15 protein-coding genes are annotated in these 24,411 nt (G+C 53.6%); 3 read left to right on the forward strand and 12 right to left on the reverse strand.

Going from position 1 to position 24,411, the window contains the following annotated elements; all coding sequences use genetic code 11:
* Positions 1–1,803: 1,803 nt before the first annotated feature.
* Both NA619_RS00570 and NA619_RS00575 read left to right on the forward strand, forming a co-directional pair.
* Positions 1,804–3,576 carry a metallophosphoesterase gene (locus NA619_RS00570; protein ID WP_255958956.1) on the forward strand — a complete coding sequence of 591 codons (1,773 nt, stop codon included), beginning with the start codon at positions 1,804–1,806 and terminating at the stop codon, positions 3,574–3,576.
* A 756-nt stretch (positions 3,577–4,332) separates the two neighbouring features.
* Positions 4,333–5,355, forward strand: coding sequence for a phospholipase D family protein (locus tag NA619_RS00575; RefSeq protein WP_255958958.1), 1,023 nt, complete (start codon positions 4,333–4,335; stop codon positions 5,353–5,355).
* Between the two features lie 393 nt (positions 5,356–5,748).
* Here the strand turns inward: NA619_RS00575 and NA619_RS00580 are convergent, their stop codons facing one another.
* Positions 5,749–6,123 (reverse strand): hypothetical protein, encoded by a 375-nt coding sequence (locus NA619_RS00580; protein WP_255958960.1) that lies wholly within the window; start codon positions 6,121–6,123, stop codon positions 5,749–5,751.
* A 289-nt stretch (positions 6,124–6,412) separates the two neighbouring features.
* Entirely contained in the window at positions 6,413–6,868 is a 456-nt protein-coding gene (locus NA619_RS00585; RefSeq protein WP_255958962.1) for a hypothetical protein, read from the reverse strand.
* 212 nt (positions 6,869–7,080) lie between these two features.
* Here NA619_RS00585 and NA619_RS00590 point away from each other — a divergent pair, with 212 nt between their 5' ends.
* Positions 7,081–7,239, forward strand: a complete 159-nt coding sequence (locus tag NA619_RS00590; protein ID WP_255958963.1) for a hypothetical protein — start codon at positions 7,081–7,083, stop codon at positions 7,237–7,239.
* Between the two features lie 240 nt (positions 7,240–7,479).
* Here NA619_RS00590 and NA619_RS00595 read toward each other — a convergent pair whose 3' ends face one another.
* The 10 genes from NA619_RS00595 to NA619_RS00640 all read right to left on the reverse strand — a co-directional run bounded on the left by NA619_RS00595 (position 7,480) and on the right by NA619_RS00640 (position 24,283).
* Entirely contained in the window at positions 7,480–8,643 is a 1,164-nt protein-coding gene (locus tag NA619_RS00595; protein ID WP_255958964.1) for a PD-(D/E)XK nuclease family protein, read from the reverse strand.
* A gap of 299 nt (positions 8,644–8,942) precedes the next feature.
* On the reverse strand, positions 8,943–11,126 hold the full coding sequence (locus NA619_RS00600; RefSeq protein ID WP_255958965.1) for a DEAD/DEAH box helicase: 2,184 nt from the start codon (positions 11,124–11,126) through the stop codon (positions 8,943–8,945).
* Entirely contained in the window at positions 11,123–12,739 is a 1,617-nt protein-coding gene (locus tag NA619_RS00605) for a HamA C-terminal domain-containing protein (RefSeq protein WP_255958966.1), read from the reverse strand. The genes NA619_RS00600 and NA619_RS00605 overlap by 4 nt, the downstream gene beginning before the upstream one ends.
* Positions 12,740–12,893: 154 nt before the next feature.
* Positions 12,894–14,945 carry a protease Lon-related BREX system protein BrxL gene (gene brxL, locus NA619_RS00610; protein WP_255958967.1) on the reverse strand — a complete coding sequence of 684 codons (2,052 nt, stop codon included), beginning with the start codon at positions 14,943–14,945 and terminating at the stop codon, positions 12,894–12,896.
* Complete coding sequence (gene pglZ / locus NA619_RS00615) at positions 14,942–17,263, reverse strand: BREX-1 system phosphatase PglZ type B (RefSeq protein WP_255958968.1); 2,322 nt, start codon at positions 17,261–17,263, stop codon at positions 14,942–14,944. Before pglZ ends, brxL begins: the two co-directional genes overlap by 4 nt.
* A gap of 39 nt (positions 17,264–17,302) precedes the next feature.
* Positions 17,303–18,976: a DUF262 domain-containing protein gene (locus NA619_RS00620; RefSeq protein ID WP_255958971.1), complete on the reverse strand. Its 1,674-nt coding sequence runs from the start codon at positions 18,974–18,976 to the stop codon at positions 17,303–17,305.
* A gap of 19 nt (positions 18,977–18,995) precedes the next feature.
* The gene (locus tag NA619_RS00625; protein ID WP_255958973.1) at positions 18,996–19,850 is read right to left on the reverse strand and encodes a hypothetical protein; all 855 of its coding nucleotides are present in this window, start codon (positions 19,848–19,850) and stop codon (positions 18,996–18,998) included.
* Positions 19,829–20,263, reverse strand: coding sequence for a hypothetical protein (locus NA619_RS00630; RefSeq protein ID WP_255958975.1), 435 nt, complete (start codon positions 20,261–20,263; stop codon positions 19,829–19,831). The genes NA619_RS00625 and NA619_RS00630 overlap by 22 nt, the downstream gene beginning before the upstream one ends.
* Positions 20,256–20,921 carry a GTPase domain-containing protein gene (locus NA619_RS00635; RefSeq protein ID WP_255958977.1) on the reverse strand — a complete coding sequence of 222 codons (666 nt, stop codon included), beginning with the start codon at positions 20,919–20,921 and terminating at the stop codon, positions 20,256–20,258. The genes NA619_RS00630 and NA619_RS00635 overlap by 8 nt, the downstream gene beginning before the upstream one ends.
* 35 nt (positions 20,922–20,956) lie before the next feature.
* Positions 20,957–24,283, reverse strand: a complete 3,327-nt coding sequence (locus NA619_RS00640) for a BREX-1 system adenine-specific DNA-methyltransferase PglX (RefSeq protein ID WP_255958978.1) — start codon at positions 24,281–24,283, stop codon at positions 20,957–20,959.
* Between the last annotated feature and the right edge of the window lie 128 nt (positions 24,284–24,411).

Raw genomic sequence — 24,411 nt, forward strand, 5'->3', positions numbered from 1 at the left:
TATGGAGTTCCGCACTGCCCAGAACAGCCGCACGCTGTCATTGACCAGACGATGATGGCAATGTGGTTCTCGCTAATCTCGTCGAGATTAGCGACCAGTCATCGGCATCGTCGCTCCTCGACCCGGAGCAATAATGCGTGGTTTGGGTCGAACCTTCCTAAAGCGTGCCAGTCGTGGCGTAGCCTTCTCGTGTGTCCGCTCTTGGCCTTTAGCGACTGTCGCCATGACGGCTCATTCTTGGCTTCCCTCAAGAGGAGGCTAAGCCATGAAAACCATCAATATCCAATGCCACCAACCTTGGAATTGAGGTAGCCGGTGCTCTATAGATGGCTGAACAAACTGAGGTCTGATGAGGCTTAGCGACGGTCGAACCAGACGGTCGCTATCCGGCCAAAGGAGACGCAGGGATTCATCGACGAAGCCACGATGATCAAGCAGATCCATATTTCGCTCCACTTTCAAATCTACGACTACATTCTCTATACCGAGCAAGGAAGCAAAAAGGAGCGGACCGTGGCTAATCGAAACAACAAGAAATTACGTGCATTCGTCGCCCCACTGGTGGCTGCAGGAATGCTCGTAGGGTGTGTCAGCGCTCCGCAGCTTCCATATGCATCTAGTGAGGCGCCTATTGTCTCTCTTCCGCTGGCTGCAGCTGGAGTGGCAGACGGCCGTAATGTCTTCGCACGTAATTTCGCTGCGGAACTAGCGTCGTCAGCACTATATGGCGCGAAAGAACCCGCGAAGTGGACTCACTGGCCACCAGCTCTCCCTTCCCTCTACTCAGCGCCACCATTACGCGGTGTATCAGTGCTGGTGGTCCCCGGCATCTTTGGCGACTGCGTGGCAGACCAATCGCTTCCGTTCAGCGACGGAGTCACTAGGACTGCAACTGCAAACTTGAAGGAAGGATATGCCTACTTAGCCCCGTCGGGTCTACAGCACGTCCGTGCAATTAATGTTCGAGGTAGGGCGTCCTCAGAGGCAAATGGCGCAGTCATCGCCGCAGCTATTCGCCGTGAGTCAGAAGACCCCGCTGTAGCGCGCATCATTGTGGTCGGCTACTCGAAAGGTGTTCCCGACACCCTGCATGCACTGGAGCGACTTGGGGCCAGTGGACTACCGCAACAGCCGCTATCGTTCGTTTCTTTGTCAGGTGTAGTGATGGGCACGCCAATCGCCGATACCCATGAAGTGCTCTACAAGCGGCTTGCCACTCGATTCGACGGGTTGCAATGCTCACCCTCAGACGGCCAAGAGGTAACGAGCCTCACGAGACGTGAGCGTCGGCGTTGGCTAGCAAGCCACCCACGATTTCCAGGCATAAGCCTGTACACAGTTGTGGCACACACAAATGCCAAATCGATCTCTCCGGGGCTAATTCCTTTCTACCGAAGATTGGCTAAGGCTGATCTACGCAATGATGGCCAAGTTCTCGCCTCTGATGCGGTCCTCCCCGGCTCCACACTGCTTGCAGAGGTGAACTCAGATCATTGGACCTACGTATTGCCCTTGCGAGACCACCCCAACTGGCTAGTGCGTTCTGCGGCAGCCGACCACCGATATCCCCGCGCGGAATTCTTCCGTGCTCTGGTACGCACAGTAGTTGAACTAGAAACAACGAGAGAGGGGGCAAAATGAAGCCTAGACCCTATGCATCTGATGCACCGCTACAACTGGATCCGTCCGCAACAATTCACGACGGGTGACCGCCTGCGGTGGCCGAAGAAAAACTCAACCCACTGTCCGGGATGGCTTGCCCACTACAGTACAAATCGCACGCTCTGAAGGTGGAAAAGACACATGAACAATCACGCTTTAGCGCGCATAAGCGTCGCACTCTTTTTATCCGTTCTGGCGGGATGCAACTCGACTATTCGAGTTCGGCCGGATTCTCCATCTGCCACGCCGATTGCCGTTGGCGACTTCCCCACGGCCGTCGTCTACTTCATGGCCGACAATCAGGAGAGGGAGCTGTTCGGCGACCCGACGTATTACTCGTCGCGCCTTGCGCAAGACACCAGCGACGTCGCCATTCGCTCCGTCGAGCAGGATCTCTACACCAAGTATGTTGCCGAGTCGGTGATGCGGCGGATCACTCAGCAAGACGGGAATCCCCCGGTGATCCACCTAGGCGATCTTTTGGACTATTCATGCCATTCCGAATTTAAGCGCCTTCAGCGCTTTTCCTTTCTATCCGCTCCAAACGTCTACATTGCCAAAGGTAATCACGATGGCATTTTTCAGGGGAACATGAGCTACGGCGGGTGGATCGGAGCGGCTTGGCTGTACATCCGAAAAATCACTGTCAACCACAGCATCGACCCCTCACTTGAGGGGCACTTCAACGCCGTCTGCGGCCAGCTAGATGGCAACCCGCTTGCATCTGATGCCAATAGACTGCGTCCATTTCCAGATGCCCGCGAATGGCCGCACCAGTTCAACTGTGACTACTTGCGGTTGAAGAGCGCCGGAAAACTCCCATTTGCTATTGAGACGTTTTGCAACGACTCGGACTACCACCGACGCGTGCTCGTGGCCGCGGGCAAAAAAACACCCCCGCTCGCTAACTCGCGGCTGACTGTCCGCACCCCATATGAGTACACAGCAATCATGAACACCGGCAACTCGGTGAATAAATGGAACAAGGGCTCGCTGCTCCAATCCGTACGCGTCCCACTAAAGCAGCTTGGCAATGCCACCAGTGCGGAGCTTGGTGTAATCTTGCTCGACACAACGGATTGGCCCAGCGTGCCGAGCTTTAAGTTTCTGTCGAAAAAGTCGAACTCCAATGTTGGCACTATTCGCCAAGGCCAGCGTGACCTCGTCCTTGAGCAGCTTAAGTCATGGTGGGACGACCCGAAGCGCAGCGTCAAGGCTGTGGTACTTACCGGCCACTATCCGCTTCGCGCGCTTGACCGCAGCTCGGCACGGTGGATGCTAAAGCTACGCGACGATTTCCCCTTCGTGGCCCCTGTTTACTTCAGTGCGCATACTCACGAGGGGTACACCGCTGTCGGCGACGACCAGGAAGTGTCGAATGGCGTGATCCGGGAGATCAACGTCGGCTCGCTCATTGATGCGCCCGTCCACTACCGTAAAGCGATCTTCAGCTGGGACGCAGAACATTCGCGCTTGCTGCTTACATCTGAACTGCGTACCCCCTGGACGGAACTGAAATGTGCGGCCGATGGATCGCCACAAGCCAAAGCAGCTGCGGCTGGCCGGGCGTCAGCCGAAACATATGCCAACCGCAAACGCTTTAAGCCGCAACGGCAATGGTGCGAACGCCTAACGTTCGCCGGCAGGTCCATGCGTGACCTCGCGGGGCAGAGGATCGAAGAAAAGGACTACGCCGAGTGCACTGGCAGCGCGCTGCGCCCGACACCTGATTATTTAACCCACTACAGCTCCGCTCAAGCATCTCTAGACGCCTCGCTCATTGGTAACATCGCGGAGCAGGAGCTCCTAGCATGCGCCGCTCTCGCTGGCGGAGAGGTCTTCTCGTTCAATAAAAACCATAAGCCTCCTGAGACCGTCAACTATGCCTTCGATTTGGCTGTAGGTGGCCCGTGATAGCCCCACAAGTATTGAAGATGAGCTGATCCTCAGCAAACGCAGCGCTACGGTCAAACACAGGCAGTTAGCTCCACGAGCAGGTGGGCGTGTAGGCATGTCGGGCTTAGGCCCGACGATCGCTTCTAGTCGACGTCCGGGCCTCGGCGGGTTCGCCGCTCCAGCCGGGCCGCGACTGAAGCGGAGCGTCAGGGCCGTTTGGGATCGAAGCTAAGGTGGTCGAACAGCGGCATCTGGCCGGTCCCGAATGTCTGCATCTGGGCCGAAAGCTGCCTGTGGTTACCGGCTCAAATCGACTGATCAGGGATGGCTGCCAAGCTTCGCAACTGATGGTGAATCGATGTATTTTTTGCTCGCTTGAAGCTTCGCCTCCTACGGAGAACGTTTGACTCTCTTTTGGTGCCCAGACCTGAAAGTGACTGGCCCGATATCACAGACAGGCCAAAGCGCCAGAAAGCCCAGCCCAGCGCATATGTCCGCAGTTCTCATCCGAGCCGAGCAGACGCAACACGCACGCACCATGAGAGCCGTAAACGGACAAAACCACTGTTGAAACTCCTTCTCAGATCAGTGCTGCCCATGCTGGAAGCGAGCTCCACCAGCAGCACAGAGCCCCTTGTTGGGGCTGCTGGTGTATACCCCAGCGTCCCATTGTATACGTCTAGAATGGGCTTCCGAGGCGCACGCTCTGAAGCACGGGATTTCAGTTTTTCGCAGATCTGTATGGCACGGCGTTTGACACCATTAGAGAAGAATATGGAACGGCTTCATACTGAAAATGATCTTGAAAAATACTTACTTAAGCAACGCGGACGAAGCATCACAATCGTCTCCGCGTTTGCCTCCGGCACGGTCAAACTCCTGAAATCTGTCGCCGCTGAGAATGACGTCGAAGTGATTGTGGGGACGATTAACTCGTTTACCTCTCCGACATTCATTGACGATGCTCGAACGCTGCTCAAGCGGCGGCTTTGGGTGGATTTTCGAGGAAACGCTAGCATCCACTGGAAGCTCTATCTCGTCTCGCCAGACATCGTGGTCATCGGAAGTGCGAACTTTACCAACCTGGGAGTTGGGATGGGCCGAGACACCTGTGTAGTGATTCAAGACCGCAATCTCTATGACGAATATCAGAAGCAAGTGGAAATCCTAAAGAGAGATAGCGAGGTAATGGATGAGGAATCTGTCGGCTTTGATGACGCTCTTGCGCGCCACCGCCAGCAGCACAACCGCAACCAAGCAGCCTTGCAAATAGCTCATCAAGGATCGCAGTCCGCATTGCCAACCGGCACACGCAGAGTGCCCTCCTTTGATGTATGGGCAAAGCAAGGCTTCCTCACGATTCCCTTGTTTGTCTGGGAGGAGACCCATACCGAGCTGGTGAAGGCTGAGGCGGCTCGTATCATGTACGACCAAGATGCTGTAGCCAAACATGTTGCTGGAGATGCAGGGGAACCTGCTAACTCCGAGGTGCGGCCTTATAGGGACTTCCTTACTGAGGAGATCGATGGCCCAAAACCATCGTTTGATCCAAATACGGTAGTACTTGCTACAAAAGCGACAGGCGCATACATGCGCTTTATGCAACTTGACGTTGTCGTCCGAAAAGCTGATCTCGGGATTGACTTCATGATCGAGCGCCGCAAGCGCCGGTACCCACAGTCATTCGAGATTACCCCAGCAATCAAGTCAGCTATCACACGTCTCATCGAAAAGGGAAAGTGTCAGCACTACGCAATTCCAGTCGAGGCGCTGCAGGAGGAGCTGCTACACGGCTAAATCAACTGCTACCCCAGGTCATCAATACTCGTACGGCTTAGGCGAGCAACGTAGCGAGACATCCCTAACTGCTTCGGGGGTTATCACTTGTGTTTGGGGCTGGGGACACAAAGGAATACCCGATCATCGGTGGAGCGACAGTTGCGGTCTAACGACTCAGGAGTGGGTTCTGCACGTCGCCCAATTGCTGAAATGGCCGCCGTCTCGCTTGCCATCGTCGTAGATTCGCCTCACGCCGGTTGTCGTCGGTCCACCCGGTGCATTGTTCCGGCACGACGGTCCTCTTGCCTTAGCAAAGCCGACGGCGAGAGGCTTTAAATCATAGAGGAACCGGTTCGGCAGTGACTTTCCATTGGCCCACCGCTGCCCATTGTACGAGGCAAAAAACGGCCATTAGTAGTCTCTATCCTCAACCTCGTCCTTAAACGGCTGCTCATCAAGTCTCATCGAAATTGCTTGCATGCCCTTCACAAAATTTATGTTGAAGCCTTCAGCTGGCACGAAGTAGGGAACGACCACTTTCAAACTCTCGAAGGCATCGTGTTGGTGAAGCTGGTGTAGGTATCGCTGCAGGAGCTCAGGCTTGGTAGTAGACCTTGAAAGGTGCTTCTTCACACGCTCCTCGAATTGCCCCACCTCTTCCTCATTCGCACAGTCACCCTCATCAGTCATCGCGAGAAGCTCGCGGGCGAGACGTTTTTGCGACCATCCCATCTGCCTGATTAACCTTTTGATCTCCCGCTGCAGCTGCTCTGTTTCTGTCCCCATCTGTCTCCAAACACCTAGCTAATGTACGAATCGTCCCAGCGGGGACACCTAAAACCATCAATGAAAGGAAATAAAAATGTCAAAAAAAATGACTCAAGCCGACGCTTCGCGCATTGCCTCCGCTACCGCAAAGCTGAGTGGAGGCCATATCCCTAAAGCCTCTTTCGCCTCTCGTGCTCAATCGGCAGCAAGCGGCAAAGACGCTGGTTGGCCGAGTAAGAACGACGGCATGCCCTCCGGCGGCGGCCGCGATAACAATCCACCTGCTCCGAAGAAGTAATACTCAGCGCTAGTAGGACAAGGACGTCCTAGTAAGCTTGCACTTCCTGGCTGCCGACTCAAAGGCAGCCAGGTATTTATCCGTATTTTTGTTGAAATCCATAACTTTAAAAGTCTTCTGTACCATGCCTAGTGCGCATATGCAGTCATCCCTCTTACCTGCATAAGCGTAGCTGGCTAAAGGCTGCTGCGAAGAATTAAGACACATCTCGATAATTGCATACTCATTCGAAATGGAGTAACGATCCATGTAGCCCTTATAGTCGACCAGCTCTTTGGTGCCAATCACACCAACTCCAAACGCCAAAACTACAGCGCCCACCGACTTCTTGATCTTGCCGTAGATGTGGCCAGTCAGAGGCTCTTTGCAATGTCCACAAATAACCCGGGCATCCAGATTTAGTTCATTTGATTTCGAACAGCCTGGGCATTTGATCAGCATCGCAATCCTTGCAGTTTCGGCCATCTAGAAAGAATGATAGGAATGTACGAAAAATATCCCATTTCTCGCGCCAAGTGAAGGCAATTATTCAGCAAGCAGCCTCCATAACCAGCTGAGTAGAAGTTTGGCTTCGTCTGCGAACTGAAATTGATCCATCATGACTGCTGATGTAGTGATTCTGATGTGGCGCGCCACAACTGACTGATATTAAATAAATAGTTTCAGAAGGAAATATAATGTCTACTGAAGAAAAAGCAGGCTATGAAGCCTATTGGAGAGGCGAAGGTATAGGAGCTAATCCTTACATATGGTCGAATAGAACTTGGTGGATGGTTGAGGATTGGGAAAGCGGATGGAAGCGAGCGCAGCAGGAGGATTACGACGACGATGATTAGTATTATTAGCTCCGTTCGATATCATGTCCGCTTTGGGCCGACTCCGGCCTGTTGTTATCCGCGCCTCTCAGCCAGAAGCAGGCGCTGGTTTTATAATTAAAGATTAGCCTGTTTCCGGGTGATTCAGGCTTTTACCACTACTTGGCCCCCCGACATCGCGATTGCACCGGGAGCATACAACTACGCAAGCGTTTTATTCGCCTCGCCATACTCCAGTACTTGCCGGTACTCTTCGCCGGGTTAGAGTTGCTTTAACGTTTGCCTGATATCATCTAGAAGCTGACTCAGATCCCTTAGGCAGACCATATTTTGGGCTACGTAATTTTGGTGAAGGCAGGAGAACCACTGGAAGGCCCTCCAGTTCCGATGGTGGAGATTCTGCGGTAGCCGGGATAAGTACTCGTCAGGGCGCTCGATCTTGCTCAAAGCGCCATCTTTCACAGGTACGACCCCAAAGTGCAGCGCTTCGCTTGCGACCTCCACCCTGAATAGCAGGTCTTCGCGTCCAATATTGAAAAACATCCCGACGTTCTTGACCTTCTGCCCCTTTGGCATGAACCACTTATTGCAGTTCTCCAACGTGGCATCAAGCCCGGCAAATCCCTTAGGCGGGGCAACCCGCGAGCGCTTGTCCTCTATCCCTTCCACCCCATCTTGAACCTTCTGAAAGAAGCGGAACAGCATGGCGCCCTTCGCGTATGGCAGGGCTTCGGAAATGGCATCGGCAGCTTTGAGGTCGTCTCCAGTGGAAAGCAGGGCGATCAATGCTTCCCGGGTTGTTTGGGCCATGGTCTTTCCCGTGATTGTCCGTACCAAGTTGCGGTACTGAATCAGCGCCTGTTGCAGCGCCGGCTTATCGGCCGAGTGCGTCACGCATTGCTCCAGCCAATTCAGAATGTGCTCGCTGTAGGAGATCGGCCGGTAAGTCTTGCCGCAGTGACTCTCCTTGGAAGCCGCTATGCCGGTCGTGGTCAGATACCAGAGATGCCAGTCTTTGCCAGATGCCTCACCGATCTCTGCGTATTGCTTTAGTTGCTCTGGCCCATCTTGGGCGTCGATCTTGTTCTCAATCAGAATGAGGTGATTGCGCAGGTGGATGGCGATATCCACCCGGCCCCGGCCGTAGGGGAATGACTGCTCCTTGCGTACGCTCGCTTCGGACAAAGAGCAGCCGTGCGAAATATCCATCTGGACCAGCATGAGCTGAAGAAAGAGGGGCCCTATGCCGTGAGTGCCCTTGGGGTTGAGCAACTCAGCGATCATGGCTGAGTGGGTATTAACCTCTGCGCGCTCGATCTTAGCGATTCTGTAGATATTGAAGTCTTCCCCGCTGGCGGTCCTTCGCGCCGCATCCTGGCGAACCCGGTCGCGCGCCTGATGCATCACCCTTTGAATATTTTCCATGACAGTCATTCTTCCGTGCAGGGATGTGCATTCTACGAAAGCCGGTCGCTGGAGGTCGTCCCCGCGAGGACTTTTGTTTGGAGCTACTTGAATGGCTCAGATCCTCCTTGTTCTACAGGTCCGCCTTTGCGCCGATTTCTGCCTGATGCGACTGACTGCTGTGGATCGATAGCGGTCATTCGAGAGCGGCAGCTATCGAACAAAGCGGACGGATGCTGCCGGAAAATAACTCAGTTCCTTTTCTCCACTGGCTGGTTCTTCAGAGCTTAACAAGCCATTGCAGGAATTCGGGGGCGATGTTATCCAATACCGAGCGCGCGCCTGATAAACGTTAAATCCACGTACCCAATCGATTGACTCCAGACGTTCAGTGTATCCCGAAGATACTGGCTTAACTGATCCACATCAGCCTGAGTGGGAAATTCCAGCAAGTCTGCTAGGCGGTGTAACGTCTGGATGGGAATCCCGATCTCCTCCAGGGCATTGACGCCTGCTGGTAGGTGGAAGCTTTCGAACGCCATTTTGACGTGCGTGTAATCGATCTTGCTGCGGATACTTCGCTTCGACGCTTGGTGCTTGACGACATCCTCCATCAAGCTGAGTAGCTTGGGTAGCGTGTAACCGAAGGTATTGGTAATGATCTTCAAATCATTGTTGAGGGCGCCAGAAAGCGTGCGCTTCTCCCCTTCTGTCACCCATTGCCGCGCGTAATCAATCTGGCTTTTCAGGTAATCCGAATAGCTCGACGCGTTGAGGTAGCCAGCGAGCTTGGCGACCATAACGTCCGTTGGTTTAATTGTGACTCCGTTGCGAGTGAACGTTTGGGGCACCAGCCTGGCGATAATCTTTGCGAAGGTCTTGAGGAAATTTGTCGCAGGGGCCCAGTGAAACACCAGCGTGGCGAATTCAGAGTCGTCCATCATCTCGACCATGCTTTGCAGCTCTTCGAACTGCTCAACGCGGAAGTACGAATGCTTCTTCACTAGGTCAATAGAGACGCGATCGCTCGTGAAGACTTCATCGAAGCGACCCTGAGAAAACTCGGACAGATGGTCTGGCTGAACGCTCGCTAGGAGATTGATCGGAGTTTCGACGTCTTGAATACCGAGCGGTATCTCCACCTCTTGGTTGAGTTTGTCCTCCGGAATTTCCTCCAGGCAGAAGATTTTTCCCACAAAGTGAACGCCCATTCGCCCGGCGCGCCCCTTGATATTTCCGTGGGTAAATTTGTCGATACTGCGAGTGCCATCACGGTTGTCGTAGATCACGACATTCTTCGCGACGGTGTTGACGCCTTCGATGATAGTGGAGGTGCAAAGCAAGAAGCGCAGGTTTCCCGCATTGAACTGGTCCGCGGTGTATTGCTGAAGCGCCCTCGGCAGCGCACCAAAATGCAACCCAATGCCGTGTTTTAGGGCAATGGTGTAATCCCAATCGGCATCGAATTCTTCGCTCACCCAATCGATATGAGGACTTTCAGTCAGCGTGCCATGTCCGAGCCTTATCAACTCGCGTGCCACAAGCCCGGCCACAGTTGGCGACTTGCAGTAGATGATCGTAGCGCCGACACATGCGCGCGCAATCTCTGCCAGCGCACTGAGTTTCGCTTCATCCTCGTTCGCTTTGATACCAAAGGTCTGGACATCGAGTGCGACCGTGTTGAAGTCGGTGGAAATGAAAGTGTGTGGGTAACCAAGTTTTTCTAGACCGCGAATGCTGTTGACGAACGGCCCGGTCAGGTAGAACTGCTTGGAGACTTTTAGCAGCTTGCTCAGCGCGATATTGAGCTCAATAACTCGCTCATCCTTGTAATCCACTGTGCCATTTTTTAGCTCTCGGAATGCCAGCTTGTAAAACTCGTCTATGACGAAGAGGTCGATATCGGCAATGTCGTTTCGCTCGTTCACCCGCTCCTGCGTCAGGACGTAGACCACCTGATCGGAATGGCACTCTTGCGAGCTGTGGTGAATGATCTGGTAACGCTCGCCGAACCGCACCTGCAAGCGGCGACGAGTTTCGTCGGCAAGCGCCACGGTCGGAACGACCAAGACGAGCCGCTTTAAGTCACCCAGGCCGAGCAACGAGTCCACGATGGCGCTTTTTCCCATGCTTGTAGGCGCGCTGAGCACCACATTCTGACCAGCCTTAAGCAGATCGAATATGTGGAATTGCATCGAGTGAAAAACGTAACTGTCCGAGAACGGTGTGCGGTACAAATCCAGAACCCTCAGCTCTTCCGGCGTTAGGTCGGAGAACTCCTTTTTCAGGTACGGGAACAGGCCTGCTTTTCTCACCATATTTTTCAGGAGGATAACGTGGTCAGAGAAGCGATCGCGCGCATCCAGGGCACGTACGATTAGGTCTCGGCCCAGGTCGTACGACACAGGGTTGGACAGCAACGTATTGATCGCAGACAGATACCTGAACGACGAGAAATCTTCGCTGTACAGGCTGTACTTCGCCTGGTCATACACCTGCGTCATACCACCGCCCTTACTTTGTCCTCGACCAATTTGGTTAGCCGCTCAAGGCTAGGAGCGGGGTAGAGAAATACGTGGACGCACAGATCCGCGAAGGGAGATTTCTCCGTGAGGTCGGCTGCGAATTGCTCAAATAGCGCTGCCGTTTCCCCCTCTAATTCATCTTCGTGACCCAGCGTTTCAGGGTCGGTGAGCAGGTGAGAGTCATAGCCCACAAATAGGACGAAAGTGAAGCGATCAAGGTGGGCATCAAAGGGCCGGCTGCCATCTAGGATTTCGTCGATATCGTGGCGAAGCAGGTAGTCGTCGTCTTTGACGTCGAGGATCTTGCTGCGCGCAGAATCGAAGCAGTCCGAGATATCCTCGTACAGCCGATCCCGTATCTCCGGCAACCGGACAGCGACGTCAATATCAGTCACCAACTCACTGAAGCCAATCCAAAGTTGATCACCTTCTGGATCGCGGCGAACGATATGCACGTTTTCAAGGATTTTTTCTGGCCCTGATCTTTCCACGTGCAGCATGCAGGGTATGGGCTGGCTTTCATGGTGCTGGCGGATCGTGGCGTGCAATAGCACCCGGCCCAAAAACTCCCCGACATCGTGGAGCGATTTGAAGACGGACGTTCGCAGCCGCTCGCGCTTTTCCACGAGCGTCAGCTTGTGGATATCGGCCATTTCTTTAGGCCGAAGAAAGACCTCATCCAACCATTGGCAGACGTTGTCCACTATGTGTCTGTAGCGGTATCGTTTAAGCGAATACTGCTGATATAGAACCTGCCCCTTACGCTTAGCGCAGACCGAAGTCATAGGCGCTCCGAATGGCATAAGGATGTGCGGCAAGTCCCGCCTGACGTAGATCTTTCGGCCTGAGCGAGACTGGTCATCCTCGACGCGCAACTTGAACCAGTCAAAGAGATCAGTCCGTGTGTAGGACTTGTCATCAACACTGTGGATCCGTCGTGAATGCTCGCCCTTGCGCGTCACGGTATCGAGGATACGGAGCCATATGTCTTCGGCGACGGTTTCGGAACTGAGAATAACGCCGTGCAGATCCTGGGAGGCCATCCGTATGTTTTTGATCCCCAGAAGTTCCAGTTCGCGCACGGTGTGATAGATCTGCCAGCTTGCAGCGTCGACCCAGTCGGCGACGGTGACGCCTGACGGAGTCTGGTAGCCCTCCGTGCGCTTATTGAGGTCGTCGATCAGTTCCTGCCGTCCTGACTTGCCTGCCCTGGCTGTTGAGCTGATCGTCAGGTACTCCAAGGTTTTGTTCACCTTATCTTCGGTGACGATCGAATACCTTCGGGACAGGCCGAGGCTGGACTTGCACTGCATCGACTTGTGCAATATTGAGCTGCAGGGGATTGTTTTTTTATCGGCCCCCTTGGAATTCAGGACGATGTCGGAAATATTCCAGCGCGTTTTCTCGGTACTTTTCACCTGCACGAAGTCGACGTGTCCGTCAGATACGATGTCGATATCGTCCGTGACCTCGCAGCGAACACTGCGGATAGTCTTATCACGAAGCATTCGGGTTACATGGTATGCGGCTACACAGTCTTGGAATAGGAAACCGTGCTTGGCGGCAACACCGCCCGAATCATTTGATTCCATCTCGACGTCCGTGACAATTTGCCCAGAATCTAGGGGATTCCGACTCCATAGTCCATGCAACGGCGGCATTTTGCCACCTGAATGCCGAGAGGCAGAGCACTGGAATGTCCGATTACGGCGGCTCCGGGAACGGATTGCCGTTATTGAGTTGAATCTACTCAACAATCGCCTTTAAAAACGCGTCCCTAGCATCCTGATAAAACTGAATGTCGATCTTCGTCGCCATATCATCAGACAGATCATAGAGCTGGCGGCGGCAAGTGACCGGCATCAGCAGCGCACTAGCCCCCTTCTCCACCGCCAATTCGGCGATGCTCACCGGGTTAAGCACCGGCTCGATGGACCCACCCAGGTTGATCTCACCCACCACAATCAAGCCGCCCCGAACAGACTTCTTCAGCAGACTGCTGCACATCGCGATAAGCGCGGCCACGCCGAGCTTAGAGCCGCGCTTGGCGGCGTCGAAAGCTCGCAACTGAACAGTGAATTCATGCGCGCGAGGATCGCGGTCACCAATCAGCTGGGAGGCACGAGCGTAGAGATTTTGCTCGGCGTAACGCACCGACTCCTTGAAGGCTGGCGGCACTGGATTGTTGAGGATCTTCACTCCAGAACCTGGCCCTTCGTTGACCTCAATCCGGTAAAGCCCCGCGTTATCATCGATCTCCGCCCCACCCTCGCTGATTGTCCAGATCTGGCCAGGCTCGAGGGGGTCGTCACCAATCTCGTTATCCGCACGCAGCTCAGGGGTTGCAACGAATTTCTCAACGCCGTCATCACCGATGAAGTAGCTGAAGTGGGTGTTTCGAAACTCAGCAGAGCCGATACGCTTCTGCTGCTCTTTGACCCGTCGGCGCACCTCAAGAGCGAGCCGCGTTGCCCACTCCAGGTCTTCATCTGCAACCGTCTGAGATGAGTCGGGATAGAGCAGCTTGAGAAGTCCGGACGCCGTCTTGTTCACCGCATTGGTATCTCGGCCGCTCAAAGCGCCGCCCAGATGGACTCGGTTTTGCAGCGCACTGACCCTACTTTCGTAGCGGAGACGGCTCAGGCACTCCGAGAAAAAATCACTCACTAGCCCGAAATGATCGGTGGTCAGCTCTCGATTCATCTTGGGCACATCCCAGCCAGGTAGGAAGCAGTGAATCCGATCCATCCAGGCGGTGTCATCACGCATTTCCTGAGGCAGCGGCCCAAACAGATGCCCCACTCGCTGCTGGTGCTCAACGTCTACATCGAAATTTCCCACGAAAACCAGCGAACCATCGGCACGGATACTCTCCTTGCCGCGGCTGAATTCGCCGGACTCCATATACCCTTTCATGATGTTGATGCCTTCCTTCGAGTCGAAGGAAATGCCACTGATCTCGTCAAAGCAGACCACGTCGTATTGGCACACCAGGCCTCTCTGGCCGCTGGCGTTATTGACGAACATCTTGGCAATGGTGGCCTTGCCGCCAGAGATCAGATGCGCATAGGGGGAGACCTGCTGAAACAGATGGCTTTTACCCGTACCGCGGGGACCCAGCTCTACCAGGTTGTAGTTCCGCTCAACGAACGGAACCATACGAAGCAGGAGCGCATCCTTGGCTCGGGCATCTAACCTCTCAGGTTCAAGGCCGATGGACCTCAGCAGAAAGTCCTTCCACTCCTCACTGCTGAATGTTTTTCGCGCCTCGCCAAGGGTGTCGAGCACGTCGCGCTTCGAAAGTTGAATGGGCCGCAGATCCTGCACGCCAAAAGGATTACCGCGCTCCTCCGCTATCGCGGGATCGTATTCCAACGTGATTTCCGCATAGAAACCACCCGTGAGCAGGCGCTCGTTATCGTCCACTAACTTATCTGCGATACGAACGTTTGTGAGCTGCACGCTGGGCAGGCTTGCGAGATAACCGTTGTCTTTCTGGCTAAAGCGCGCACTTACAAGATCAATCAACTTCACCGTGCCGTTCTTGTATGCACGTGCCTTGAACAGCTCCTCCTCGCCGGCCTTTACGGTCCGGGAGGAAAGCTGACGTTCTACGATTTCGATACCCTCTTCGATCTCATCGGGATCGGTGCTGGCGCAGTATCGACCCAACAAAAACTCGACAACATAGGTCGGCACAGGGAATTGCCTGGCAAAGGTTCTGACCAGATCCTTGCGGACGATATATCCCTCAAAGGCTGCCGCAGCTTTCGAGTCAAGAGTATCCAATTCGATCACGCTTCATCTCCAACCAAGGTCGCCTGCTTAGCGAGCACGTTCCCAGCGCTGTCCAGCACTACTACCACAACTGCATCTCCCTCCCGATCATCGTCCTCCACCGGCAGGCTGCACTTGCCCCCCTTGAGGTTTTTAGTGCGCACAAGCGAGGTTGTCGGATCTGCAGGGCTGCTGCGCAGATCGACAACCAGATCGGTAGAACTGCTTTGCACCTCAACACGACAGGTCAAGCCCAACCACTGCACCTTTGTGATAGCCGCAGCACTTAGCTTCATCGACGGCGCAGATGTACTGAGCACTTCGATGATCGGCGTCAAACACTCCTGCAGGCTCAAGCCGCCGTGATCATAGTGACGCCCAGCAAGGAAGGCACTGGCTCCAGGTGCAACGGCAATGGTTTGCTCCGGATTCCAGTGCCAATTGACGGTTGGCAGATTGGTTTGAACGGTGCCTTTGATTTCAGCACAGCGAGCCCAGCGCACCTCTGCAAGGTGCTTGGGTAGATCAACTTTAGCCATTGGCTGTGGCGTCAAAAGCCAACCGTGATCCGTGACGATACGGATTTTTCGCCAGCCGGCCTGCAGTAGCTCCTCAATGCGCAGGTATACGTCCTGCAGCAGAGCATCAATCCGGCCTGCCAGACGCAGATTGTCTGTGTGGCCTGCTTCATCGATATTGCCGGTCTGCACCCAGGCCAATCCTTGAGGATCACCATTCTCCTCAGCCCCCAGGACCTGCCAACCGCCCTCCTCCATTAACTTTCGGAAGTAATAAGCGCTCAGCGGCTTGTCTTCACTCTTCAAGCTAGGCTGGAAGTCGGTATCGGTTTGGCGTCCCGTTACCTGCTGATGAATCGGCATGACGGCAGCTTTGGCCGTGGCCGTCACGGAAGGCAGCGCTGCCCAGTTTGATTGCTGTCGAACCTTTCCCAAGCTTTGCAGGCGACCGACCAAACGCTGCGCCACGTCATAGCGCAGCCCATCGACAAAGAAAACGACTTCACTGGAGGTTTGATAGGTGGCAACAGCTTCATTCACGCCGTCGCTCCCCGGATAGCCTTTCGCTCTCACCAGCTGCTGGAAGTTTAGCGCCGTCTCGTGCAGCCAGGGCGTATACAGGCTGTTGAGGATATCCCTCACCAACAATTGCATTGACGGTTCTCGGGCCATCGCCAGGGCCCGGAGTTGAGCATCGTCAACGACCCAGTAATGGCTCCGATAATGCTCGGCCATTTCCTCGGGAGAGGTACCGGAAAGACCACTATCTCCAACTGTTTTAGCAATCAGTACCAGCGGTTCGAGCAACTGGGCGATAGGAGCCGAACCCATTTCCGCCCACACCCATGACCGACGAACGCCATGGTGGACATCAAGATCAATCAGCCCCTTACGCAGCTCGTTGCTACCGCAAGTGGAAAGCGAACGCAGCTGCGCCAACAGATCGTTTTCCTGCTGCTGGTTATAGCTCGGATAGGTCGAAACATCCGCTGCCAAATCTGGCTGACACCGCATCAAGACACTAGGCAGCCTTGAAAAAGCAGCGGTGTTCTCAATGAACCGTTCCCAGACACGCACCCATGGCCCCAACCGGGCGCAGAGATTCTCTGCCGCGACTAGATCGCCATCTTTTTCTGGGTTGACCAAAAATTCGCTATGGCAGATGCCGACAAAGGCATCCCAACGGGGCCCTGCCCAACTGGCCTGCACACCCTTGCTGTCGCTGAGCCACATCAGCACATCTCGTACGCTGTCAGTACTGAGAAGCTGGTTGAAGTCACTGGCCTCCAGTCGTCGCCCATGGAGTTGTGAAACATCAGTATCGAGCAATGGCTCAAGCGCACGCAGCATTGCTGTCTGGGTTTTGGCGTCCTGAGCAACATCCAGCACCAAGCCACCAGCGCGAGAAATCAAATACGCATTGACGGTCCAGTCCTTGGCGTTCACCTGGCTCCACAGCACGCCGCGATACTGCAACTCGGCCAAGGGCTGCAGCTCCACAGGGCATGCAGTGATCGCCCGCAAATCCTGCCGGCTTACCCCTGGTAAATAGATGATCGGGGTCTGGGCAACCGGGAGGGAAATCTCAGGCAACGCATCTGCGATTACACACTTGAGCCATATGGCCGGGCCTTGCCGGTGATCGGGCTTGTACCTCCCGAGCGAAAAAAGCTCTGGAAGCGCACTTTGGAGTCGACCAAGTACAGGCAACCACTCTCGATCCTTGTCAGGCCAAAGGATCGCTGTCGGTGCAACCTGGGAACTGGCGTTGTACTGCGCTGCAGCACGAAGGCTCGCAGCCAAAGCCTCAAGTACGGTCATCAATTTGCTCACAATCAAAAACAGAAAGTGCCTGAATCGCTACGCCAAACGCCAGCTGGCAGAAAGCGCTTTCAAAAGATCCTTCTGGCGAGCTTCAACCTGCGCAGGTGTCCACTCATGCTGGTGCAACACTTGGCTCGTCAAAGCATACGGCGTTACGCCACTGCTACCGGCAAAATACGCGGACTTTTTCTTGGCAAAGTCATAGTTCAAGGCCTTGGAATTTCGGGCACGCGTCAGAGGCACCAGGTTCGCCAAGCGATGCAACCATGTCATCCGCATAACGGCGTCTGGCCAAGTGGTTGCCCACTCGCTAGAAGGATCAACAGTTTGAGGCAGGATGTGCTCAATTGTCAGGACATTCGGCGTGTAGTTCGCCGCCATCGCGGAGACAAATGAGTCCAGGCGCAGGATCAAATAGTTGCGACGCCGGGCGGTCATCTCATAGACGTTCCCATCCAGAGCTCGCAACATCTCAGCGCACTCACCTGGCGTTAGCTCGACTCGGTCAACGTAAACCCCTTTCAGAATGTCCTCGATGACCAGGGCATAACGCTCGATACGCTGGTTCACATTCTTGGCGGTCAGGTGCAGGAAGGCTGCTAGGCGTTCAAGCCGAGAAATGAAGTCCAACACAGCCGCGGCATCGTTGCCTTGTCGGGCTAGGAAGGCAATCGCCACGGGTAACCAGTCTGAGTTGTCAATTCTGTTCAGCCACGTGAACAGCTCGTTAATTTTTTCTGCCGATGAAGTCGAGACGTACTGGCACTGTTTGGCGATCAAATAGGCCTCTGCGTAGGGCGCAACCACCTCATCGACCAAAGCCTCAGAGGACGTCACCTGACTCAGCACGTGATCCTTGAACTCCTCAAGCAGCATGCGCCGAGCCTTAAAGCGAGCATAGATCATCCGAATATGACCAAAAAGCTCGTTAAAGCCATCGCGGCCGGTCGCAACCTCAAGGTCTTCCCAGCGGTCGTTGAAAGCTTCACGCTTGTCTTCCGGAAGCTTGCCGATAACTTCCGCTTTAATGATATCTGTCGGTAGAAGATCCAAGCCTCGGTTGTTCAAAACAGAGAAGACCCTGAAGGCCGACTGTTGACTTGGGGTGGTGACAGTAACCAGAAAGCAGCGCATCAACAGAAATGAGCCGAAGTCGACCAAAACGGCCTCATCACCTCGAAATTTTTCCTGAATCCGCTCGATCAACAGGCGAGCATTACCCTGAATGTTTCGCTGCGACTCATTCGCAAGTTGCGCAGGATCAATCTGCACCAGATCAGCAAATCGCAACCCCTGAACATACTGAGCGAAAAATTCTCGATCTTTTTCTCTCAAGGCTAAACGCGGTTTTGGATTCAGCTTCAACGCCACGTTACCCGGTTCACGAATAAAGCTATAAAAGGATGTATGGTTGTCCCCAGACAAAAGGGACGTCAGACTTGAGAGCAAAATCGTTAGGGTTGTTAAACGCTGCTGCCCATCAATAACCTCAGCTGCGGGCTTACCCTCATCCTTAATAAGAACAATCGATCCTAGAAAGTAGCTGTCCTCGACCTCATTCCTAAAAAAATCATAGAGATCATCAAATAGCTCACCCGCCTGATCTTTTGTCCAAGCATAAGGGCGCTGATAAGGTGGGATGACATAATCGAATTCAGAGCTAAATATTTTTGACAGCGGATACTCGGCACCACTAATTTTTTTGCTCATCCCTAGCTCCAAATGGATTTCACGACTCGAATTTCACAAGCAAAGTGAGAGAGTACTCCTCATTTCGAGTCGCAACGTTCTTATACTCAGCGGACACACCAAATTTACTTGGCAAATTTAGCTTCCCGACAACCCCAAGGGTACTTTTGGTCTCGTTCGAAAGACTAAGTGTAACCCTCTGCTCACGAATCGGATTGGTCGAATCAGCTCGCTGCTCAATAAGACTCCGCATGATACGATCGCCCAGAAGGTTCTTACTCCTTAGAAATCGTTCTGCAGCATCTATATCAGCCTCACGCCCGTCCATTGTTGTGGTGACAATAAACTTACGCGTAAGGCTTTGGTCAGCAGTTGCAGTAATCTTAACGTCACCTTTAACAGGACCAATATTACCTTTAGCTCCGTAAATAGAAGACTCACCTTCTCGCTTTATCTCAACCTGCTCTGTCTCGACAAAGGTCGCGCCCAACAGTTGGCACAATCTTGAGAAATGGTGAACCTTCTCAATCGCAAAAACCTCAGCGGCTCGCTCAAGCTCGACATATGAATCTTTCTCATATGGACTCTGAACCAGAACTGCTCCTGGTCGCACCAGATCTGAATAAACGATATTCTCTAATGCTTTAGACTGGCCTAAATAATCCTCGCTTGGCGGATACTCAAGTACGAATGCCTCGTCATCATAAAGAAACTCTCGACCTTCAAAGGTTGGGTCATTTCTAACAAGGCGGATATCATTTTTCTTCAAAACCACTATCGCACGACGCGCACCATGAAAAGCAGGAAATTCACTTTCACTCATTTCTCTCAACCCTTTAAAATAATCATCATCAACTAGTGGAGCCGCAGTGGTTACAGGAATGGAAAGAGGCATCCCATGGGTCGCTTTTTTTTTTGCTCTTCAGTTAAAGCCTGACTGACGACATCTAAGTACGCAGAACTTATAGTGCGATCTATAGAATGAGAGATTTTTGTTAACTGCCGAACCACATCTGCAATCTGATCAGCTCCTGCCAGATCTATACAAACGGATATCGGAGCGAGACGACCAGCAGCATCTAGCTCTTCTGAAACAATCTCAATCACGCACAAAGGGCCACTACAGAACAGTTCAACGCCTTCAGACTCAAAGACTTTGTCACCTTCACTGGTCACAGTTGATATTAAGTTAGATGCTTGCTGTCGCTCTGCAGCTGCTCTACTCGGGAGATGCCGCCCCTCCATGAACACGTGATCATCCGAGTGATTATCTAGTGCCTGAGCGAATACCGCCAAAACCTTAGGCATCGTGCATCCAGCCAATAATTTTAATCACCAAATCATCAGTATTTGACTGATTATTTAAGCCGCCCAGATATAGGCTTGGCATGGTCTTGAAGCTACTAAAGCAACGCTGAAGCTTACCGACAAATCGATCATGGAAATCTCCTTGCTCATTCTCCTTGAGCATAACGAATCCTTTATCTAGGTCCATGTGAGTAGCAACAACTAGCAGTCGTGGTTTGCTTTTATGTTTTTCCTGCCACTCATTTATCAATTTGAGGTCATATTCTACTCGCCCCACATCCATTTCATGGGCTTTAATCAAATAGATAACAAAATCTGATGCATCATGCAGCTCTTTCCACTGCTGTATGGCTGCTTCACCACCAGGAAGGTCCTTAGTTTCTTTCAGGTCAAGCTGCAAATCTTTTAACTTTAAACGATTGGCAGCAACACGCTTTGCTGATGTCGTTTGAGCGTTGCCTTTGGGCAACTCGCCTTTAGACAAGAAAGTTAACAGAGTGGTTTTACCCGATCCTCTTGCCCCAAGAACAGTGACTTTCTTGCCCCTCAGAGCAATCACTAATGAGTCCCAGGCTGCAACGACTTTGTCGCGTTTAACCCAGCCCCAAACTCCGACTGCGAGTCCACCCACTGCTGCCGCTACTATTTGCCAAGCCATGAAAACTCCTTTTTAAATATTAATACTCAAAGCTTCTATCGTTTAGCCAATTTTTTCTCGGCCAAGGACAGGTGATGGTCGTTGATGCGGGCGCCTTCTTTTTCGCCGTACTCAAGGCCCAGGGTGTACCAGGGGGCACTGGGGACGTCGTTGCCGCGGTCTTTTTTCCACTCGATGTTGAGCTTGGGCTTTTTGTTGTGGCGCAGAACTTCGGCGGTCATAAAGGGGCGGATGTTGAGGCGCACACCGTCGTTGAGGTCAGGATTCCAGCCAATTGGCTGCTGCTCCAGTGGCTTCCACCGTACGAAGATGTCGTAAGGAGCTTCGCCTTCAAGGATACGAACCAAGCGGGCTTTTAGATCTTGTGCTGCAGCCAGGCGGGTATCGGCGCCGTCTACCTTCTCACTAGCAGCGCGCTGCTGGTTGCTGATCCAGGTATCAAGGTAGGTATAGATCAGCCGCTCCAGGTTGTTGCGGTCGAGCTTATGATAGTTGACCAGGGCGCTAAAGCCGTCTTTGAGGCCATCCCAGACTTGCCAGATAAAGGGACTATGAAGAAACAATCTACAGTGCTGCTCGAAGAACTTGTCACGCAGCCACGCATCCAGACTTTTCGCTCCGACCTGCTCCAAAAGCTGATTGCGACACTGCGGCGTCCAATTCACACCAAATGCCGCATGCAGCAGGAGCTCAAGTCGCTCAGCAGCGGCTTTCTCACCGCGCAGCGGTGACAAGCAAACAATACCGTCATCGTCAGCCAGGAGATTCAACTCAGCACTGCGTTTGATAAAGACTCGGGCCTCATCGGAGAGTGCCATCGCGGCATCCGACTCAGCGGGCCACTGATAGCCAAGCAAGCGAGCAACTGCTACATGCAGCGGTTCACTAGCAGGCTCAGGGTGGCCATGGAAGACCCATTGGATGGGATCGTTTGAATACGGTTTGGGCAGGCCGTCGGGGTAAAGCCTACCTGCGACCTCCCGCCAATACGAAGCATCAAATGGAACTTTTAGAAAAGTTGCATTAGTTACGTTAACTTTTTGATCAATACGACGGACTGAATCATAAAAATCACTTGATGAACAAAAAGCATATACGGCAGCCAGGTCATTTTCATCCTTCGGCACCAAAGCTGAAACATTGCTATCAAAGGCATAGCCAGCATAACGAGCAACAGGGAGGCTACTCATCTGACTGACGGCCACTCCAGGCCTTCCCCAAACATCAACACCACGCCGCCAAGACCCACCCAATCGCCCATCCAAACTTTTAATATACTCTAAGTAGTCTCCACGCCCCTTACACCAACGCACTGCCTGAGTTAAACCTTGATCGACGCCTTTGCCATTTGAAGTGCTTTGCTGGAGCTCCCAATCATTGCCCCTGTCTATTACTTCCCAAAATCGCCTACCCCACCGAGGATAGTCACCCGTGTTAATACCAGCCAATGCCATTGCAAAGTTCTGAAGAAGACTGCTCTCCGATGCTGCAAGCAAGGAAACACGAGCATCAGGATTTTTAAGCTGCAGATTCTGCTTCACGGCTAGTATCTCGGCTATTTCTAAGCATTTCGCTTTCTCCTCTGCCGACTTGAGCGAGCTAACATCAACCCCCCTTAAAACGGAATCGCCATCTGGTACCAGCTTGACTAAAGTAAGTAGCTGTACATTAAAATCCCACATTGGTGTTTGAAATCCCTTTGCCCCAAGCAAGGACAAAAGGCTCCAACGCACAGTCTTAAGCAGGTTCTCACGCTGTTTTTTATAGCTCCCAAGGAACAGCCAATTTTGAGGCATGACTATCTGCACCGCCCCGTTGACTGAAGCCAGTTCTAAGCAGCGTTCAAGAAACACATTAGCCAGATCGTTCTTGGCGAGTTCATAGTTGCTTTCACAGAACGCCCTAAGAGTCTCGCACTGCTTACCACGTGCTAAATAGGGTACGTTAGTAATCACTAATTGATAGCGATGCCCGAGTAACTCTGCAGCTCTAGCCAACCCTTGAGCTGCAATAGCCGCCTCTTTCAGGTCGCCCTCACCTACGTCTCCGACTGAAAGCGCCTTGCTCAGAAGAGGCTGCACTTGGCTCCAATCAGCCGTAAGCAAGTCACCTTTCAGACTGCGAGTAGGATCAATCAGAGAGCCGAGAATCGGCGCATCACGGAAGGTGTCGTAAAGGCGTGCCATGCCGGCTTTGAGCTCAGGGTTATCGCCGGCCAATGCCAGCCACTGCTCACGCGGCGTCTGAATCCGCTGTCCCACACAAGCGATATTGAGCGTCGGCAGATTGCGGTACCCCCCGGCACCTGGATAACGCCAAGCTTCTAGAGCCACCGCAAATGCTGCCAGCTCGACACAACGCTGATCCAGCTCCAAACCATGGAGGTTCTGGCTGATAACCGCATCAATGGCTTGATCTGCTGACAGGCCTTCGGCAGCTATACGCATCGGCACCAGCATCAACAAGGTGGCTACGAGGAAATGGCCCGAGCCGCAGCACGGATCCAGCATCTTGAATTGCGTCAGGTTTTGCGGCCAACCGTCGAAAGTGCCTGCGGCGGGCACCTGTGCATCTGCGGTCGAATCATCTTCGGCAGATGCCGGCACCGTGCGCAGGTAGGTGAGTGGCAGCAGATCACGGTGATGCGGGTAGTGGGTCACCCACCAGGCCCCCAGGCTGTTATCCAGCAGGAACTGCACCATGTAGGGCTCGGTGAACAGCTGGGTTACAGGCGACAACTCGTCGGCACCGATCTTCACGCCCGAGGCGTTCACTTCATCCTTTTTCTTGGCCTGCCAGTATTGGTAGACCCAGCCCAAGCTATCGGCCGCCTGGAAGGTGGCTTTGTCCAGGTCGGCAATCAGCTTTTCCAACGCACGTACGTGGTTAAAGGCCAGGGGCACCGCCAACGCGGGTGAGTCGGCACGAAAAACTTGGGGCAGCATGCGTGATGCCAGCTTGCCGGCCAGCTCCCAGCCATTGGCGCAACCTTCATCCGCCGCCAGCTCCTGGCACTCTTCCAGGGTAAGTGCGGTATGCGGGTCATACATCAGCAGATGGTTCTGCTCCAGGAAGCGCGCGAACAGCATGCGGTGCCAATGCTCGTAGGCAATCTCCACACAAAGGCGCTGAGTTTCCTGCTGGCCGGTACGGGCATCTCGCAGATCCCCCAGCTGGCGACCATGGGCACGTAGTCGGTTGCGCAGCGCCCGCTGCTCGTCATCCAGGTAACTGGCCGGGCTAGCATCGCCAACGCTGAGTCGGGTGAGCGCCTCTTGCGCGGCCTGCTCGGCGATATCGCGCGCCTTGATGACGGTGGTTTCCAGTTGCTTGCGAAGCTTTTTGTCGAGGAACTCGCGCATGGGTACGTCCTTGCCACAGCCAGTGCTGGGGTATTCAGTCGGCCTGCCCTACCAACCAGCAAGCCAAGTAATCATTTATTCGACTTTATTGACACCGCTTGGGTGGGTTAGGCCGCGCTGCGGCTAAC

The organism is Stutzerimonas stutzeri (assembly GCF_024448895.1).
In the GTDB taxonomy this organism is placed as follows: Bacteria; Pseudomonadota; Gammaproteobacteria; order Pseudomonadales; family Pseudomonadaceae; genus Stutzerimonas; species Stutzerimonas stutzeri_Q.